Annotated in this window: 1 protein-coding gene; it reads right to left on the bottom strand. The window is 60.7% G+C overall.

All coding sequences use genetic code 11. The features are described 5' to 3' along the window. Window positions 1-263 precede the first annotated feature (263 nt). Window positions 264-707, bottom strand: a 444-nt coding sequence (locus tag NUW23_16355; GenBank protein MCR4427719.1) for a C69 family dipeptidase, incomplete at its 5' end; no start/stop codon positions are given.

Below are 707 nucleotides of genomic sequence, written 5' to 3'. Positions count from 1 at the left end.
CGGCGCCTGACGGCGCCGCCCTCTTCCCACCTTTGCTTGTCTGAGCTTACGCTTGTTTCTTCTTGGCCACGGCTGGCGCCGCGATTCCCTGCGGTCTAGCTTACGGTTTCACGTATGGAAACTCAACGGCCAGACACTATTTCTTCTCGTGATCCGGCTCGTCGAGCTGGATGACTCTCTTGAGCCACTCCTCGGGATAGCCGATCCTCTTGATCTTCCCGTCCTCGATCACGCGGCCGGAATTGCACTTTCAGATCAGAAAGTCAGGGAGATCCCTCCACGCGTCGCGCACTTCGACGATGTTGCGGCTGCAGAAGTTCGGTCGCCGCAGCATCGATCGCAGGCTGGCCGCGCAGCACGCGGCCTTCGTACTTCTGCTGCATTGCGTTGATGTCCTTGATCATGTAGGACCACTTCAGGTCGGCGTAGTTCATGACGGACGCCGCTGCCCACCAGTAGGATTCGCGTGTGAACTTCATGCGCGAGCCGGCCTTGGTGTTGATGACTTCTGAGACTTCGTTGAGGCCCACGTAGAACGGTACGAAGCAGGTGGTGCCGGCGGCAGCGGCGCCGTACCAGAGCACGCCGCCGATGTCGTTCGGCAGCCACCCGCGGAGCTGCGCGATGCACACGTGCTCACATCGGGTCAGGGAGATTGCCCGATGCCACCCGTATGTCTGACCTTCGACCTGCCAAGTGAAGCCCTC

Source organism: Bacillota bacterium (assembly GCA_024655925.1).
Classification (GTDB): Bacteria; Bacillota; DTU025; order DTU025; family JANLFS01; genus JANLFS01.
This window is presented reverse-complemented; position numbering and strand designations above follow the sequence as displayed.